Annotated in this window: 17 protein-coding genes; all 17 read left to right on the forward strand. The window is 48.7% G+C overall.

Features of this window, described 5'->3' with window-relative positions:
- Positions 1-31: 31 nt before the first annotated feature.
- The 17 genes from rnc to C3B52_RS09885 all read left to right on the forward strand — a co-directional run bounded on the left by rnc (position 32) and on the right by C3B52_RS09885 (position 15,711).
- A complete protein-coding gene (gene rnc, locus C3B52_RS09805) occupies positions 32-721 on the forward strand; it encodes a ribonuclease III (protein ID WP_235615656.1) in 690 nt (229 codons plus the stop codon).
- Between the two features lie 321 nt (positions 722-1,042).
- On the forward strand, positions 1,043-4,615 hold the full coding sequence (smc, locus tag C3B52_RS09810) for a chromosome segregation protein SMC (RefSeq protein ID WP_103105907.1): 3,573 nt from the start codon (positions 1,043-1,045) through the stop codon (positions 4,613-4,615).
- A gap of 45 nt (positions 4,616-4,660) precedes the next feature.
- Positions 4,661-5,668: a signal recognition particle-docking protein FtsY gene (gene ftsY, locus C3B52_RS09815; protein ID WP_103105908.1), complete on the forward strand. Its 1,008-nt coding sequence runs from the start codon at positions 4,661-4,663 to the stop codon at positions 5,666-5,668.
- 143 nt (positions 5,669-5,811) lie between these two features.
- Entirely contained in the window at positions 5,812-6,150 is a 339-nt protein-coding gene (locus C3B52_RS09820; protein WP_103105909.1) for a putative DNA-binding protein, read from the forward strand.
- Positions 6,151-6,160: 10 nt separating this feature from the next.
- Positions 6,161-7,576, forward strand: coding sequence for a signal recognition particle protein (gene ffh / locus C3B52_RS09825; RefSeq protein ID WP_103105910.1), 1,416 nt, complete (start codon positions 6,161-6,163; stop codon positions 7,574-7,576).
- A gap of 111 nt (positions 7,577-7,687) precedes the next feature.
- Positions 7,688-7,960 carry a 30S ribosomal protein S16 gene (gene rpsP / locus C3B52_RS09830; RefSeq protein ID WP_047067992.1) on the forward strand — a complete coding sequence of 91 codons (273 nt, stop codon included), beginning with the start codon at positions 7,688-7,690 and terminating at the stop codon, positions 7,958-7,960.
- A gap of 23 nt (positions 7,961-7,983) precedes the next feature.
- Positions 7,984-8,211 (forward strand): KH domain-containing protein, encoded by a 228-nt coding sequence (locus tag C3B52_RS09835; RefSeq protein WP_049738737.1) that lies wholly within the window; start codon positions 7,984-7,986, stop codon positions 8,209-8,211.
- Positions 8,212-8,407: 196 nt separating this feature from the next.
- Positions 8,408-8,818, forward strand: a complete 411-nt coding sequence (locus C3B52_RS09840) for a YlqD family protein (protein WP_103105911.1) — start codon at positions 8,408-8,410, stop codon at positions 8,816-8,818.
- Positions 8,819-8,855: 37 nt separating this feature from the next.
- Positions 8,856-9,374, forward strand: coding sequence for a ribosome maturation factor RimM (rimM, locus tag C3B52_RS09845; protein ID WP_235615657.1), 519 nt, complete (start codon positions 8,856-8,858; stop codon positions 9,372-9,374).
- Between the two features lie 15 nt (positions 9,375-9,389).
- Positions 9,390-10,136 (forward strand): tRNA (guanosine(37)-N1)-methyltransferase TrmD, encoded by a 747-nt coding sequence (gene trmD, locus C3B52_RS09850; protein WP_103105913.1) that lies wholly within the window; start codon positions 9,390-9,392, stop codon positions 10,134-10,136.
- Between the two features lie 154 nt (positions 10,137-10,290).
- A complete protein-coding gene (gene rplS, locus C3B52_RS09855; RefSeq protein WP_049738740.1) occupies positions 10,291-10,638 on the forward strand; it encodes a 50S ribosomal protein L19 in 348 nt (115 codons plus the stop codon).
- A 140-nt stretch (positions 10,639-10,778) separates the two neighbouring features.
- Positions 10,779-11,342: a signal peptidase I gene (lepB, locus tag C3B52_RS09860; RefSeq protein WP_103105914.1), complete on the forward strand. Its 564-nt coding sequence runs from the start codon at positions 10,779-10,781 to the stop codon at positions 11,340-11,342.
- 35 nt (positions 11,343-11,377) lie between these two features.
- Complete coding sequence (ylqF, locus tag C3B52_RS09865) at positions 11,378-12,271, forward strand: ribosome biogenesis GTPase YlqF (RefSeq protein ID WP_103105915.1); 894 nt, start codon at positions 11,378-11,380, stop codon at positions 12,269-12,271.
- An 80-nt stretch (positions 12,272-12,351) separates the two neighbouring features.
- On the forward strand, positions 12,352-13,128 hold the full coding sequence (locus C3B52_RS09870; RefSeq protein ID WP_103105916.1) for a ribonuclease HII: 777 nt from the start codon (positions 12,352-12,354) through the stop codon (positions 13,126-13,128).
- A 41-nt stretch (positions 13,129-13,169) separates the two neighbouring features.
- Entirely contained in the window at positions 13,170-15,056 is a 1,887-nt protein-coding gene (locus tag C3B52_RS09875; protein ID WP_103105917.1) for a hypothetical protein, read from the forward strand.
- Complete coding sequence (locus C3B52_RS09880) at positions 15,053-15,343, forward strand: EscU/YscU/HrcU family type III secretion system export apparatus switch protein (protein WP_103105918.1); 291 nt, start codon at positions 15,053-15,055, stop codon at positions 15,341-15,343. Before C3B52_RS09875 ends, C3B52_RS09880 begins: the two co-directional genes overlap by 4 nt.
- Positions 15,340-15,711, forward strand: a complete 372-nt coding sequence (locus C3B52_RS09885) for a YraN family protein (RefSeq protein ID WP_103105919.1) — start codon at positions 15,340-15,342, stop codon at positions 15,709-15,711. The genes C3B52_RS09880 and C3B52_RS09885 overlap by 4 nt, the downstream gene beginning before the upstream one ends.
- Positions 15,712-16,075 lie beyond the last annotated feature (364 nt).

Here is a 16,075-nt window from a genome sequence, read left to right on the forward strand (position 1 = left end):
TAGGCAGTCTCCTGGAACGGTGGTGAGGGTGATGAGTTTTGCACAGCTGCAAGAAAAGATTGGAGTACGCTTTCACGATGAGAGCGTTTTGCGGCAAGCATTCACCCATTCTTCCTACGTGAACGAGCAACGAGGCAAACGGATATCCGACAACGAGCGGCTTGAGTTTTTGGGCGATGCCGTACTGGAGCTGACCGTTTCTCAGTTTTTGTACAAAACCTTCCCGAAAATGAGTGAAGGGGAAATGACAAAGCTGCGGGCGGCAATCGTCTGTGAACCGTCTTTAGTCAAGTTTGCCGAACTGCTGAATTTTGGCGATCTCGTTTTGCTGGGAAAAGGGGAAGAGCTGACGGGTGGCCGACAGCGACCAGCCTTGCTAGCGGACGTTTTTGAAGCATTTGTAGGTGCACTCTATTTAGACCAAGGGGTGGACGCAGTTTTCTCCTTCATGGAAAAATACGTCTATCCTCGTGTAGATAAGGGAGAGTTTGCCCAGGTAACCGACTTCAAGAGCCAGTTGCAGGAATTTGTTCAACAGGACAATCTGGGAGACATCCAGTATCGAATTGTAGAAGAAAAAGGACCGGCTCATAACCGAGAATTTGTGTCCGAGGTTCTCTTAAATAATCGTTCCCTAGGTGTTGGTTCAGGTCGCTCCAAAAAAGAAGCTGAACAGCAAGCAGCAGCACGGGCATTGGTGATTTTAGGAGATAAAGCATAGCTAGAAAAGATGAGGCTGCATCGTCTGAGAGTAGATGATGCAGCTTTCTCTAACCCTACCTCTATTGCGTGGCAGCTCATGTGAGCAAGCCCGATAGAGGTTTTTTGCTCATCCTGCTCATCCGTAAAACCTGCAACGATAAAGGTTTTCTTCCTGTAAACAAAGGGAAATTACTGCGTGAGCAAGCCTTCTATGTTACACTTATTTGGATAAGATCAAGTAAGCTCGTAGTGGAGTAGCTCCTGTCCGAAGCAGGGGCTTCTTTTCGGGTGACATCTGCTCTTTGATAAAGCGGATGCGTTGTTAAGGAGGACCGTCAGTATGTATTTAAAACGCCTGGAACTGGCAGGATTCAAGTCCTTTGCCGACCGGACGGAGCTGGAGTTTGTGCCAGGAGTAACAGCAGTTGTTGGTCCAAATGGAAGCGGAAAAAGCAATGTCTCCGATTCAATCCGCTGGGTCCTGGGTGAACAAAGCGCTAAGTCGCTCCGTGGGGCGAAAATGGAAGATATCATTTTTGCGGGAAGCGATACACGCAAGCCGGTTAATTTTGCGGAAGTCACGCTTACCTTGGATAATACGGATCGCTCTCTCGACATGGAATATTCGGAAGTCTCTGTGACGCGACGTGTTTATCGTTCCGGGGATAGTGAGTACTACATAAACAATCGATCATGTCGTCTAAAAGATATTATGGAGCTGTTTATGGATACGGGCCTCGGAAAAGAAGCGTATTCCATTATCGGCCAAGGGAAAATCGAGGAAATCCTAAGCACCAAATCCGAAGATCGTCGTGGCATCTTTGAAGAAGCCGCTGGTATCGTGAAGTACAAGACACGCAAGCGCGAAGCGGAAAAGAAGCTGGACGACACGGAGCAAAATCTTGTTCGAATTCACGATATCGTCAGTGAAATTACAGAACAGATTGGCCCGTTAGAGGAGCAAGCACAAACAGCGAAAACTTACAAGGAGCTGCATCGCAAGCTGGTAGAGCATGAGGTGGCACTCTATGTTCAGCAAATTGAAGCGGCCCATGTGAAATGGGAGGCTGCATCCAAACGGGTTGTGGAGCTGCAGGAGCAGCTTGTTGAGCAATCGACACAAGCATCCAAGCAGGAAGCAGACCTGGAACAGGCGCGTTTTCATGTGACGCAAATCGATCAGTCCATCGAAGAGCTCCAGCACGTCCTCCTTACAGTCAGTGAGGAGACGGAAAAGGTGGAAGGGCAACGGGAAGTATTGCGCGAGCGCATGCGAAATCTCCATGCCAATCGCCAGCAGACAATGGAGCAAATGCATCGCATCACAGAAAAGCAGCATACGATCGAGACAGAGCTTGCGGATGAGCAAGAGCGTGCAGAGGAAGCAAAACGTCGGATGACGGAAGCACATAAGTCGCTGCAAGCAGCAGAAGGTCAGTTTTTCTCTATGGTGCAATCACTGACTGATGATGTTGAACGATTGAAGAGCGACTACTTCGAAAAGCTGAACGAGATGGCAAACCAGCGTAATGAAATTCGCCATCAAGAGCAGCTCTTGCAGACCAGTAAGGCCCGCTTGGATCGTCAGCAATCGGGAAAAGAGCAGCTCGATTTGGAAGAAGCACAGCGTCAAGCTAAGCTTGCTAGCCTACAAGAGCAGCTGGAGAGCATAGATCAAAAAATCCAGGAGACGGTTACTCGCTATAAAGAGCTGATGGAGGGCTTGCGTAACGGACAAGCTCGATTAGAGTCAGAGCGCCGAGACCTGCGACAGTGGGAGCAAAAAAGGGAAGCAGCCAAATCTCGCTTAGACTTGCTCAAAGAGATGCAGTCCGAGTTTGCTGGCTTCCAACAAGGCGTTAAAGAGATTCTCAAGGCTCGGGAGCGTGGCTTTAAGGGAATTCACGGAGCCGTAGCAGAGCTCGTAGTCGTGCCGCAGCAATATGAAACTGCCTTGGAGGTCGCACTTGGTGGTGCCCTGCAAAACGTCGTAGTGGAAAACGAAGCAGCTGGACGTGCGGCGATTACGCACCTGAAGCAGCATAATGCTGGTCGTGCTACCTTTTTACCGCTTGATGTCATACGTCCGCGCAGCTTGGCTGCTGATGACAAAAGGCAGCTTGCAAAAGAGTCCGGCGTGATTGGAATTGCCAGTGAGCTCGTGTCATATGAAGCGACCTACCGTCCGATTCTGGAAGCACTTCTGGGCAATGTAATCGTGACTGAGACGCTGGAGCAGGCGAATAAAGTCGCTCGTACACTGGGCTATCGCTATCGCGTAGTTACACTGGAAGGCGATATCGTAAATGCAGGCGGATCGATGACAGGGGGGGCGCTCAAGAAAAACAGCACCAACCTGTTGGGAAGAAACCGGCAAGCAGAAGAGCTGGAAGCGCAAATGGGCGATATCTACCAGACAATTTCTGGGCATACTACCCGTATTGAGCAGCTGACGAAAGAGCTGCACCAGCTGGAGCAGGAACAGGAAGCACTCCGTACTGAAGGCGAGAACTTGCGCCTGAAGGAGCAGGAAGTCAAAGGTCTTTTGCAGCAAACGGAAGCAGAAGGACGCTCACTGGGCGAACGAGCAAAGCTGGTCGAGCAGGATATTGAGGGCTATCGTAGGGAAATGGAAGAGGCGATCCGCAAGCAAGAAAAGCTTCAGGAATCGCTCGCGGCGATGGAGGCGGAGGAAAAGGAGCTGTCTTCCCTTGTCACTGCTGCCGAAGCCAAGCGCCAGGAGCAACTGGAATCCAAAGAAGAGATGAATGAAAAGATCACGAGTCTCAAGGTGCTGAATGCACAGGTCAAGCAGGAGTACCAATCCCGCCTGGAGCAGACGGAGCGTTTGGTCGAGCAAAAAAGCTTGCTGCAGCGTGAATGGGAAGAGCAAAATGAAAATTTGGCATCCTATGATGAGCTGGAGCGTACGAATGAATCGTCGGGAGCTGAGCTAGACCAGCGCATTGCCGAGCTGCGTCAGGACAAGGATCGAGTAGCTGGATTGATCGCAGAGCGTCGCAATGAAAGAGCTACACTCTTCTATAAACAGGAGCAGCTGGAGCAGCAGGTCAAAGAAATTCGCCGAGAGGTCAAAACTCTTGAGGAAAAACTGCATCAAGAGGAAGTGAAGGTAAACCGCAATGAGGTTGAACTGGACCATCTGTTGAACAAACTCTCGGAAGAATACGAAATGAGCTACGATCTCGCCAAGCAAAAGTATCCGGCACGCGGGGAAATTGCAGACGAGGTACAAATCGTTAATCGTCTCAAAAAGCAGATCGCAGCCCTGGGAACAGTGAATCTGGGGGCAATCGAGGAGTTCGAGCGCTTGTCAGAGCGTCAGCAATTCCTCAGCTCACAGGAAGCTGACTTGAATGAAGCGAAAGACATGCTGTATCAAGTGATTCAGGAAATGGATACGGAAATGTCGCGTCGATTCAAAGAGACTTTTGATGCGATTTCCTTGCAATTCCGCGACGTATTTGTGCAGCTGTTCGGTGGAGGGCGTGCCGACCTCGTTCTTTCCAATCCAGATAATTTGCTGGAGACGGGGATCGATATCGTGGCCCAACCGCCAGGCAAAAAACTGCAAAATCTGGCACTTCTCTCAGGGGGGGAGCGTGCCCTTACCGCGATGGCTTTGCTGTTTGCCATTCTGCGTGTCAAGCCGGTTCCTTTCTGCGTGCTGGATGAGGTAGAGGCGGCTTTAGACGAGGCCAATGTGAACCGCTTTGCCGAGTACATGCACCATTTTAGCAGTCAGACGCAGTTTATTTGTGTAACCCATCGCAAAGGAACGATGGAGAGCGCTGACGTATTATACGGGATTACGATGCAAGAAGGCGGTGTCTCCAAGCTGGTGTCCGTGAAGCTGGAGGACAGTGAAAAGTTTATTGAGTCGGCATCCTAGCAAGCTCTCCCAAAAACATGACAATACCCGCAAAGGAAGATGGATATGAGCTTTTTCAAGCGCCTTCGTGACGCCATTGTACAAAAATCGGAGGAAGTTACACAGAAGTTTACGGATGGATTGTCCAAGACGAGAGACCTTTTGGTTGAAAAAGTAGAGGATTTGGTTCGTCGCTATAAAAAAATCGATGATGATTTCTTTGATGAACTGGAAGAAATCTTGATTACTTCTGACGTCGGGGTCAACACCGTTATGGAATTGATTGACGATTTGCGTTCAGAAGTCCGCAAGCAAAAGATTGAGAATGCGGTCGATTTGCAGCCAATTCTTTCAGAAAAGCTGGTTGCTCTTTTGAAAAATGATGAGGCAGCCGATACTTCCCTCAATGTACAGGATGGTCGTGTAAACGTCATTTTGTTCGTTGGGGTAAATGGGGTAGGGAAGACCACCACGATCGGAAAAATGGCGCATATGTTCAAGCAGCAAGGAAAAAAAGTGCTCTTGGCAGCAGGCGATACTTTCCGTGCAGCAGCGATTGAGCAGCTCGAGGTTTGGGGCGGCCGTGTAGGCGTCGAAGTCATCAAGCAGCAGCAAGGCTCCGATCCGGCAGCAGTCATCTACGATGCCATTCAGGCAGCGAAGTCCAGACAGGTAGATGTTTTGCTGTGTGACACGGCAGGCCGTCTGCAAAACAAGGTGAGTCTCATGGAGGAGCTGGCAAAGGTTCATCGCGTATTGCAGCGTGAACTTCCGGGCGCCCCGCATGAGGTACTGCTTGTGCTAGATGCAACAACCGGGCAGAACGCGCTGTCCCAGGCGAAAACGTTTGGGCAATCAGCGGGTGTCAGCGGTCTTGTGCTGACCAAGTTGGACGGTACGGCAAAAGGTGGTATTGTCATCGCGATTCGCAATGAGCTGAACATCCCTGTAAAATATGTAGGACTGGGCGAGGGCATGGATGATTTGCAGCAGTTCGATCCGGAGCAATTTGTGCATGCTTTGTTTGCTGGATTGATTCAAAAAGAAGAGGCAGAAGCCCAGGAAAACGCATAAAATCAAGTAGAAACTGCGAAACAAAAATGATGTCAATAAAAAACCTTGACACTAGGTGTGGAATTAGGTACTATAATCTACGTGCTGTAAAGAAAAAGTCTTTACAGTTTGAAACGAGTACCTCATAGCAAAGGATTGGTTCCATGTTAGAAAAGACCAATCAAGTCAATCTCTTGTTTGACTTCTACGCGCCTCTACTTAAGGGCAAGCAACGCGAATATCTAGAGCTATACTACCTCGACGATCTGTCCTTGGGAGAAATAGCCGAGATGCACGAGGTCAGTCGACAAGCTGTTTATGATCACATCAAGCGGGCTGAGAAGCAGCTGTTTGAATATGATCAAAAGCTTCATCTTGCAGAGCGTCATGAAAAGCGGATGACTGTGCTGAATCGAATGAGCGAGCTTGTAAGTGAGCTTGCGGAGAGCGGGACAAGAGACGAGCTGAATACTTTGCTCCACCAACTGTCAGAGATGGATTAGGAGGGCTCGCATGGCGTTTGAGAGCTTAGCCAATCGGCTGCAAAACGCGTTTGACAAACTGCGCGGCAGAGGAAAGATAGACGAGACCATCGTGAATGAAGCGATGCGTGAGGTACGTCTGGCTCTACTCGAAGCAGATGTTAACTTTAAAGTAGTAAAAGACTTCGTAGCTCGTGTCAAAGAGCGCGCAGTTGGTCAGGAAGTCATGAAAAGCCTGACGCCTGGTCAAATGGTGATCAAGATCGTGAATGAAGAGCTCGTCGCTCTCATGGGCGGCAATGCAGTCGGACTCACGATGGCACACCGACCTCCGACTGTCATTATGATGGCAGGTCTGCAAGGGGCAGGTAAGACAACCACGACCGGTAAACTAGCAAAGTATTTGCAAAAGCAAAACCGCAAGCCGCTGTTAGTGGCGGGGGACATTTATCGTCCGGCTGCGATCAAGCAGCTGCAGGTTTTGGGGGAGCAGCTCGGTGTTCCCGTCTTTACACTCGGAGATCAAGTTAGTCCTGTAGACATCGCACGCCAAGCGATTGAACATGCGAAGACAAACCATCTCGATGTCGTTTTGATCGATACCGCAGGTCGACTGCATATTGACGAAGCGTTGATGGACGAGTTGAAGCAGATTCGCGAAGTGACGAAGCCAGATGAAATTTTGCTGGTTGTCGATGCGATGACAGGTCAAGATGCCGTCAACGTAGCAGAGAGCTTCAATAGTCAGCTGGAGCTGACTGGGGTGGTTCTTACCAAGCTCGACGGTGATACCCGAGGCGGTGCAGCGCTTTCCGTAAAAGCAGTCACTGGCAAGCCGATCAAATTTGCGGCGATGGGTGAAAAGCTGGATGCGTTAGAACCGTTTCATCCGGATCGCATGGCCTCCCGTATTCTCGGTATGGGGGACGTCCTCAGCCTGATCGAAAAAGCACAGGCATCCGTCGATGAAGAAAAAGCACGCGATATGGAACGCCAAATGCGTCAAGGGGAGTTTTCCTTCGACATGTTCCTGGATTCCATGCAGCAGCTTCGTAACCTGGGTCCTTTTGAAGACATTCTCGGCATGCTGCCAGGAATGAACAAGATGAAGGGCAAAATGAACGTGGATGAAAAGCAGATTGCCCGTGTAGAAGCAATCGCGAAATCCATGACCAAAGCGGAGCGCGCCAATCCTGATCTGCTAAACGCAAACCGTCGAAAGCGCATTGCAAACGGTAGCGGAACGAGCATTCAGGAAGTGAATCGTTTCCTCAAGCAATTCGAGGAAATGAAGAAAATGATGAAGCAATTCTCAGGCGCTGCAGACAAGATGGTCAAGAAGTCCAAGAAAAAGGGCTTCGCTGGATTACCATTCATGGGTAAAGGCGGAGGAAACAACCAAGGCGGTATGAACTTCCCCTTTAACTTCAAACCACCGTTCAAGTAAAATAGGCATGATCTCTTCGCGACACTGACTTGTCAGCTGACGCGATGGTTCAGATATAGTAGCACCAACGCGAGTGTAACTTGCGTTGATCCATACAGGAGGTGACACAACATGGCAGTTAAAATCCGTCTGAAGCGTATGGGTTCTAAGAAAGCTCCTTTCTACCGTGTAGTAGTAGCTGACTCCCGTTCCCCTCGCGATGGCCGTTTCATTGAAGAAATCGGTTACTACAATCCGGTTGCACAACCGGCAGTGGTGAAAATTGATACCGACAAAGCGGTACAATGGATCCTGAATGGTGCAGCTCCAACTGATACCGTTCGTAACCTTCTCTCCAAAGAAGGCGTACTCGCAAAAGTACACGAAACCAAATACGGCAAATAAGTCGATCATCTGGAGGTCTGATGATGAAAGCGCTAGTTGAAACGATCGCTAAAGCTCTCGTCGATCATCCGAATGAGGTTCGTGTTAACGCAGTGGATAAAGAACGCATTCTCGTCTTTGAATTGTCGGTTCATCCTGATGATATGGGGAAGATTATCGGCAAGCAAGGACGAATTGCCAAAGCACTGCGCACGGTCGTGATGGCTGCTTCCGTGGAAACGGACAAGCGTGTCACGGTTGAGATTGTTTGAGAAAAGGCTGGGAGCTTTCCCAGTCTTTTTTCTACTATCAGAGTGTATAAACATTCTAGTGAAGATAGTATAAGCGCAACTAAGGCCCTGCCTGCGCCAAAAGGCTTGTCAAAGCCTAGTTTTCTAATACTATCACGATGTACATGCTGTTTTGCCTGTTTGGGATAGCTCTTGCGTCGAAGGGAGTGCTTTGAACTTGGTCACTATTTTTCGTACGGTACAGGTAAAAATCATCATCACTGAAGCGTCTCGGGCTGTTCTCATCGAGCAGTATCGAACTCAGCTGAACAAGCGCAATGAAGAATGGCAGCAATGGCAGTTTCAAGCGAAGAAAATACTTGCGGATGCGAAGAAAAAATCTGCGGATACATATACAGTGGCGCAAGAAAAAATTGCTCGGGAAGAACGCTTGCGCAAAGAAAAAATAGAGCAGCTGACATGGCAGTTGGAACAGGCTGCAAACCTGCCTGTAGGCAGTGAGCTGGATTATCAGACCGTACAAAGCCCGGTAACAGTGAAAGTCGGCGATGTTTGGGATGAAATCATAGCAGGAACGGAAATCATGATAAAAGATGGCTGTGTGCACGAGATTCGTCAGAAGACTTAGCACACACGGATGGCAAGAAATAAGGAGGTATGATTCCTTGGAACAGAAAAATTACTATGGTGTGGGTAGACTTGTAAACACTCATGGTTTGCGCGGAGAAGTTCGTGTTACTCCAACAACGGATTTCCCTGACCAACGCTTTCGCAAAGGGAATGAGCTGTTATTGTTTCACCCAACACTAGCAGAGCCACTAAAGCTGAAAATCGCAACACGCCGCGCACACAAAGGCTTTGAGATTTTGAGCTTTCATGGATACAGCAATATTAATGACATCGAAAAGTATAAGGGCGGCGAACTGAAAATTCCGGAAGAAGCACTGATGGAGCTGGAAGAGGATGAGTTCTACATCCACCAGCTTGTAGGTTGTCTGGTTGTAACAGACGAAGGAGAAGAGCTGGGCAAGATCACAGATGTGATGCAACCAGGTGCAAACGACGTTTGGGTCGTCAAAGGAAAACGCGGCGAAATTTTGCTACCGTACATTGATGAGTGTATTAAAGAAGTGGATATTGAAAACAAGCGTGTCGTCTGCCATCTGATGGAAGGCTTGTTGTAGGGAGGATTTTATCGGATGCGGATTGATATTCTCACGCTTTTTCCCGAGATGTTTACCGGTGTCTTATCCAGCAGTATTTTGGGAAAAGCGAGTGAAAAGGAGATTGTGGAATTTCACGTCAGCAACTTCCGGGATTTCTCTGAAAGCAAGCATGGAACGGTGGACGATACCCCATATGGTGGCGGCGGGGGAATGGTACTCAAGCCAGAACCATTGTTTCGTGCCGTTGAATCCATGTCGACAGACAAAAAGCCTCGTGTTATCCTCATGTGTCCACAGGGGGTGCCTTACAATCAAAAGCTGGCTGAAGAGCTGGCGCAAGAAGAACATCTGGTTTTTATTTGTGGACACTATGAGGGATACGATGAGCGAATTCGTGAGCATCTCGTCACCGATGAAATTTCCATCGGAGATTACGTGCTGACGGGTGGTGAACTAGCAGCAATGGTCGTAATCGACAGTGTCGTCCGTTTGCAGCCGGGAGCACTTGGAAACCAGACATCAGCTGTGGAGGATTCTTTTTCAACTGGACTCTTGGAATACCCACACTACACGAGGCCAGCTGAATTTCGTGGCTGGAAGGTTCCAGATATATTGCTCTCTGGACATCATGCGAACATTGAGAAATGGCGCCTGAAGGAATCGCTCCGACGTACGAGCATGCGCAGGCCGGATCTATTGGACAAGCTGGAGCAGACGCCAGAAATGAAGAAGCTGTTGGCAGAAATCGAGCAAGAGAAAAAAATGGAGGACCAATCATAATACCTCCTTGTAGTTTTTCGCCTACTGTGTTAATATACTTCTTGTGGCAATTTTGCCCGCTGACTAAGGCGGTCCGCTACTCGTATCTCAGTCACTTGCACTGAGCCTATTGGATAGACGAGTAAGAACGTCTGATCGGAAGGAGGGAATTCAAATGAACCAAGTAATCCGTGAATTGGAAAAAGAGCAATTGAAACAGGACATTCCTGCGTTCCGACCTGGTGACACTGTACGTGTACACGTAAAAGTTATCGAGGGTCAGCGTGAGCGTATTCAGCTGTTCGAAGGCGTTGTTATTCGCCGTCGCGGTACAGGTGTTAGCGAAACATTTACTGCTCGTAAGATTTCTTATGGCGTAGGTGTTGAGCGTACATTCCCAGTGCACACGCCTAAGATCGACAAGATCGAAATCGTGCGTCATGGTAAAGTACGTCGTGCGAAACTGTACTATCTGCGCGATCGCGTAGGTAAAGCTGCTCGCATTAAAGAAATTCGTCGATAAGCGTTTCATAACGCATGAGAAAGGGGACTGGTCTGCTAGCCAGGCCTCTTTTTTCCATTTTCTCCCGTTTTATAAAATGACAAGAATAGCAGATAGTATCAATACAGGATGGACGAGCTTGCATTAGGAGGATCGGAAACATGAGCGAAGAAGTAACCTCCAGCCGCGCCAAGAAGAATGAGCTTTGGGAATGGTTAAAGGCGCTCGGAATAGCGATTATACTAGCGTTTCTCATCCGTACCTTCCTGTTCGCTCCTTTTATCGTCGAGGGCGAATCCATGGAAACGACATTACATAACAGTGAAAAATTAGTCGTGAATAAAGCGATTTATTATTTGCAAGATCCGAAGCCAGGGGATATCATCGTTTTTCATGCCGAACAAAAACGCGATTATATTAAAAGAGTAATCGCTGTTGCTGGAGATACAGTGGAAGTAAAGAACGACGAGCTGTATGTGAACGGCAAACTGGTAGAAGAGCCTTATCTTGCACAACATAAAGAACAAGCGAAAGCACAGGGTGAGCCTTTTTTCACCAATGATTTTCCGCCAGTTCAAATTCCAGCGGAACACATCTTCGTCATGGGGGATAATCGCCTAAACAGTCATGACAGCCGTGCCATCGGGCCAGTTGCGGTCAGTACGGTTGTTGGACGGGCTGAGTTCACATTTTGGCCTCTGGGTGATATCCGCGTAACGAAATAAATAGCAAAGCATAGCTTCAAGGTAGGTGAGACATCATGGCGATCCAATGGTTTCCTGGCCATATGGCAAAGGCACGCCGACAAGTAACGGAGAAGCTGAAACTGATCGACGTGGTCATCGAGCTTTTGGATGCACGTCTACCGTTGTCCAGCCGAAATCCAATGATTGATGAGATTGTCAGCGAAAAACCGAGATTGATATTGTTAAACAAAGCCGACTTGGCTGATGAAAAAGCGACAGAAGAATGGATGGCGTATTTCCGCAAGCTCGGAATTCGTACGCTGCCGATTGATGCTCTCAGTGGCAAGGGCGTAGGCAAGCTTCCAGAGCTGTGCCGTGAGCTGGCTGCTGAGATGCTGGCAAAGCGCAGTGAAAAAGGCATGCAAGGCCGAGCCATTCGCATCATGATTTTGGGGATTCCAAACGTAGGGAAATCCTCATTGATTAACAGACTTTCCAAGCGTGCTGTAGCACAAACGGGTGACAGACCGGCAGTGACGAAGGCCCAGCAATGGGTGAAGATGGGCGATACACTTGAGCTTCTGGATACACCAGGTATTCTATGGCCCAAATTTGAAGATCAGATGGTGGGACTCAGACTTGCCGCGAGTGGAGCGATCAAGGACGAACTAATCGATTTCACCGAGGTAGCCTTGTTTGTGATCACTTATATGATGCATTACTACCCAGAACGCTTGCTGGATCGCTTCAAGCTCAAAGCACTTCCTGAGGATCGCGTCGAGATGCTCGAAGAAATTGGCAAGAAGCGAGGATGCCTCATTTCAGGCGGAAATATCGATTACGATAAGGCAGCAGAAATATTCCTGCGTGAACTGCGCTCTGGCAAGCTGGGGACAGTTTCCTTGGAACGTCCAATCGATTGGGAGATGGATGAGCCGATTGGTAAGCCGGTATCCTTTCCTGAATGAGATGAAGTACGTCAGTTAAAAACCTGTCTATCGACAATCCGGTAGGCGGGTTTTTTACATAGCAAAGGAGAAAGATGTCAATGAATCTGGCCGACATGTCGATAAAAGAAATACGGTTAACAATCGAAAAAATGGACGAAGTGCCCAAAGATTTTTTACAATTGTTAAAAGAGGATCAGCGAGCAGGCGTACAGGCGATGGCTCGTCAGCAGGAAGCGGCAATCGCTCGTCAAGAAAAGCTGGCCTCCATGTGGAAGGAAATGACTCTCTATGAGAGAGCATTACGTGAGAAAGGCCATGTCCATTTAATTGGTGTAGACGAGGTCGGCAGAGGCCCTTTGGCTGGACCAGTTGTAGCGTGCGCTGTATGCCTTCCTGAGGATTTTTATTTGCCAGGCTTAAATGATTCTAAAAAAATTCCGGTGGCGACTCGCGAGGCGTTTTACGAGGTAATTGTACGTGATGCACTGGCTGTTGGAATCGGAATTGTTGATGCTGCACGAATTGATGAAATTAACATTTTGCAAGCAACGAAAGAAGCGATGAAAAATGCAATCGATAATTGTGGCTTGAACCCGGATGCTTGTTTGATTGACGCTGTGCAGCTCACCGGCCTTAGCTGTGTGCAAGTACCCATCATAGGCGGTGATGCTAAAAGCGTCTCGATTGCAGCCGCATCGATTGTAGCAAAGGTCACAAGAGACCGTATGATGGCAAATTACGCCAAAGAGTATCCAGAGTATGGCTTCGAGAAGCACGCAGGCTATGGCACTGCAGAGCATTTGTCAGCGATCGCACGATTTGGATCAACGTCGATTCATCGAAGAACATTTACAGGTGTAAAGGAACAGGCATAATGCCACATGCATTTTTTACGTCGTAAAGGAGGAGGTTTCCCATGTTTTCCCCTTCGCAATTGATTCAATCTGTCATGCAGCGATCTTCTATTCAAACGCCAAAGCCAGTGGAGCTTACCCCAGGTCAAGTATTTAAAGGGACTGTCATTAAGCAGTATCCGGACAATATGGCTCTTGTTCAAATTGGCGGGCTGCAGGTTCAGGCAAAAATGGAAGCAAATCTTGAGCCTGGACAAAAAGCGTGGTTGCAGGTGCAGCCATCGTCTGATGTTGTGACCTTAAAGGTTTTGGAAACAACACCAGAAGGGGCTGGCAAAGAGGCAACGCTGGAGGGCTTAATGCGGTCATTAGGGCTTCCGGAGACAAAAGAGAGAGAAGCAATCGTTTCTGCTCTATTGAATGCCAATTTGCCTGTAAACAAGGAAACGGTACAAGCATTTACGGCGGTAGCGCAGCGTCTGGGGATGGACGATGCTACGATAGAGGCATTCATGCTCGCTGCAAAGCGAAATCTTCCTCTCACGCCAGATACAGTGGCAGGACTCAAAACATTTATGTCTGCGAAGCCGATCGACCAAGTGATTCAACATTTTCAGCAGCAAGCCTCTCTCTTTTTGGATAATGACGGTCCAGCTACGCCACTCCCTGGTGGATCTATCCGAAATGATCAGGCAACGGTCATGAACAATAATCTTCGGCAGGTCGTTAGTCAGTTAAAAGAGAGACTGGCTGCGCTCCCAGTACTGGTTTCAGGACAGAGTGAGACCAACGTAGCAGAGCAAACGCAGCTGATCAACAGGCCAAATGCGCCAACCCCTCCTGGTCAGAATGCAGTCACAACGGGAACGGGAAACACACTGCCTGCTTCGAGCAATCAAGCGACAGCAGGAGTTGTTACCGGAAATCCAGTGTCAGGGGTAGCGAAGGAGTCAGTATCCGGCAATCAACAAATCCAGGCGAAAGCAAATGATTCTCTGCAGCAAAATGTGAACCTACAAAATAATGTAAACCAAGCTGGAGCTTCTGCCAGTACGCCTGCTCCTGGAAGTGCGCTTGGCCAAGGAATGGCAGGGAGAGGGCCTACAGGGTTTGAACAGGCGAATCAGCCGCTGACAAATGCTAGCGGTACGCGTCAGAGCCCGGAGCTACAGCAGGCGTTAGGTTTGGGGAATGCTGAATCGATAAAGCCGGTTATCACTGAAACGGTGAAAGCAAATTTGCCTGTTCAAGGAAATGGTCAATCAGCAGCGCCACCAGCTTCTGTAGCAGGGACGCCCTCAAATCCGATTGCCGAGCTGTTTCGCCAGCTGGGGTTGGGACATGAGCGAGGCATCATGGGACAGACACTTTCTGGGGGGGCTCTAGAAGCTGGAGTTCACAAGCAGCTAGAATCAGTAAAGTCCTTATTGCTGCAAATCTCCCAGGCACCACCGCAAAGCGTTCCGCATGCATTGAGAGAAGCAGCGGATCAAATGCTGCAGCAGGTCACTGGACAGCAGCTCATGATGCTTCAACCATCAAACCAGGCCTTGTCTCAAATCGTTTTGCAGATCCCAATACGCACAGATCAAGGCGATGATACAGCCTTTGTACAGATTGAATCCAAGAAAAAAGATGGTGGCCAAGTAGACGCTGAGAATTGTCGCTTGTTTTTCCATCTGGAGCTGAAATCGATGGGGACAACGATGATTGATGTAAGCATCGTCAATCGGATCGTCAATCTCCAGATTTTCAATGATGCTCCGTGGGTGGAGCCTTTGATCTCGGGGATGAAAGACAGCTTTGCGGTGCAGCTACAAGACGTGGGATATCATCTGTCTGCCATGCGCGTGCAGCCTGTCCCGGATGAGCGTAGCCGAATCGCCAGTCAATCTGGGGCGAAACGGACAGCACTCACCGACTATAAAGGAGTGGACCTGCGCGTATGAGTCACTCAACCACTCCGGAAGGGAAGCGAATACAGGCCGTTGCCCTCAAGTATCAGGCTGGTACGATGGATGCTCCCAAAGTTGTAGCCAAAGGAAAAGGATACGTTGCTGAAAACATGCTCAAAACTGCGAAGGAACATGCAATTCCGATCCAGGAAGATCCATCGCTGGTGGAAGTACTGGGTAAGCTCGATTTGGACCAGCAAATTCCACCAGAGCTCTATCAGGTAGTCGCCGAGATTCTTGCCTTTGTGTATCGTTTGGACAAAGGAGGCGGCAAAGGGTGACTGACCAACGACGCGCTCTCGGTCAAAAAGGCGAGCAAATGGCTGAAGAATTTTTGGAGCAAAAGGGCTATGAAATCATCAGTCGCAATGCACGCACGAGGCGAGGAGAAATCGATTTGATTGCGATGGATGGCTCCACACTTGTATTTGTAGAGGTTCGGACTAGAGCGAGTCATGCATATGGAACTGCGCTTGAATCAGTGACATGGCGAAAGAGGCAAAAATTGCGTGAGCTAGCCTTGGAATATTTGCAGTCATGGGAAGGGTATGTACCTTCCTTTCGCTTTGATGTCATTGCTGTCGAGCGTGCGGATCGAGGCAAAAGCGAGGCAGCGTATCACATCCAGCATGTTGAACATGCTTTTTAGCCAGCTTTTTCTATACGTTACAAAGGATGTTTTCCTTAAAAAAGGGCGCAGGAGTATTTGTTTATTGGGGATATGTCTACAGCAACCGCCTTGCAAGCGGCGTATGATGTACTGTACTCGACGCGATGAAACTCCTCCAAGCATCAACATTCGCCTTCTGGCAGTTGCCAGGAGGCTTTTTTTTGTTTGACGTATAGAAATTTATAAGAGTGACGCTTATGATTTCCGGAACGCATGGAAACTTTCCGCTAAAACGCGGTCGCTCTCGTTGAGAGTGCCTCGATAGATGTTTTCTTATCGCTAACCTGATTCAAAACATTTGCCGATAATAAAAACAAATGTTTTTCAAAAAAACTTGGATTTT

It is taken from the genome of Brevibacillus reuszeri, from assembly GCF_002897295.1.
GTDB lineage: Bacteria > Bacillota > Bacilli > Brevibacillales > Brevibacillaceae > Brevibacillus > Brevibacillus reuszeri_A.

Excerpts from the sequence above, each read along its gene's own strand:
- rnc (WP_235615656.1), top strand. The coding sequence starts at position 32 with ATGAGTTTTGCACAGCTGCAAGAAAAGATTGGAGTACGCTTTCACGAT.
- smc (WP_103105907.1), top strand. The coding sequence starts at position 1,043 with ATGTATTTAAAACGCCTGGAACTGGCAGGATTCAAGTCCTTTGCCGAC.
- ftsY (WP_103105908.1), top strand. The coding sequence starts at position 4,661 with ATGAGCTTTTTCAAGCGCCTTCGTGACGCCATTGTACAAAAATCGGAG.
- C3B52_RS09820 (WP_103105909.1), top strand. The coding sequence starts at position 5,812 with ATGTTAGAAAAGACCAATCAAGTCAATCTCTTGTTTGACTTCTACGCG.
- ffh (WP_103105910.1), top strand. The coding sequence starts at position 6,161 with ATGGCGTTTGAGAGCTTAGCCAATCGGCTGCAAAACGCGTTTGACAAA.
- rpsP (WP_047067992.1), top strand. The coding sequence starts at position 7,688 with ATGGCAGTTAAAATCCGTCTGAAGCGTATGGGTTCTAAGAAAGCTCCT.
- C3B52_RS09835 (WP_049738737.1), top strand. The coding sequence starts at position 7,984 with ATGAAAGCGCTAGTTGAAACGATCGCTAAAGCTCTCGTCGATCATCCG.
- trmD (WP_103105913.1), top strand. The coding sequence starts at position 9,390 with ATGCGGATTGATATTCTCACGCTTTTTCCCGAGATGTTTACCGGTGTC.
- rplS (WP_049738740.1), top strand. The coding sequence starts at position 10,291 with ATGAACCAAGTAATCCGTGAATTGGAAAAAGAGCAATTGAAACAGGAC.
- lepB (WP_103105914.1), top strand. The coding sequence starts at position 10,779 with ATGAGCGAAGAAGTAACCTCCAGCCGCGCCAAGAAGAATGAGCTTTGG.
- ylqF (WP_103105915.1), top strand. The coding sequence starts at position 11,378 with ATGGCGATCCAATGGTTTCCTGGCCATATGGCAAAGGCACGCCGACAA.
- C3B52_RS09870 (WP_103105916.1), top strand. The coding sequence starts at position 12,352 with ATGAATCTGGCCGACATGTCGATAAAAGAAATACGGTTAACAATCGAA.
- C3B52_RS09875 (WP_103105917.1), top strand. The coding sequence starts at position 13,170 with ATGTTTTCCCCTTCGCAATTGATTCAATCTGTCATGCAGCGATCTTCT.
- C3B52_RS09880 (WP_103105918.1), top strand. The coding sequence starts at position 15,053 with ATGAGTCACTCAACCACTCCGGAAGGGAAGCGAATACAGGCCGTTGCC.